We start from the raw sequence: 472 nt of genomic DNA, 5'->3' as shown, positions 1-472 counted from the left end.
AAAAGCGTGTTCCACGATTTCAACATCGTTTCCTGTGCCCTGAGCCCCGATCACATGACTGTGCGAGTGGACGACCCGAACGAAGCGCTTGCCGCGCTCGGGTGCGGTATGAGGACCTATACCCGGAAGTCGGTTGTTCCGGGTGTGAGCGACGGCACCGTCAATGTCCTCATCCTTCAGCGCCCGATGTTTGAGCGGGAGCAAGGCTGGACCGTGGTCAGGCAATCCATGGCGAATGGCTGGCTGGTGGTGCTTGAATTCGATGATCATATTGACCTTATTCCAAGCGGTTCCCGGAACCAGTTTCTCTCAAGCTTTGGGACGGATATTTTCAGAATCTGTCATGGAGTGCAGACTACGACACCGGTGCTGGAGGCGTATTTTCGCCAGTTCAACCCCAATGTCCGCGGCTTCCCAAACCAGATTTTCCGGTATCCGACCCGCCCGAAGCCGAAGTCTGAGAAGACGCGCA

General features: G+C 56.1%; 1 pseudogene. It reads left to right on the top strand.

The window, feature by feature from the left end:
* Positions 1-66 precede the first annotated feature (66 nt).
* A pseudogene (locus K6118_RS17200) lies at positions 67-472 on the top strand (hypothetical protein); the annotation flags it as partial.

The sequence above is a fragment of the Kordiimonas marina genome (assembly GCF_023006325.1).
Lineage (GTDB): Bacteria > Pseudomonadota > Alphaproteobacteria > Sphingomonadales > Kordiimonadaceae > Kordiimonas > Kordiimonas marina.
Note: the sequence above shows the minus strand (reverse complement) of the source record. Positions and strands in the feature narration are given on the sequence as shown.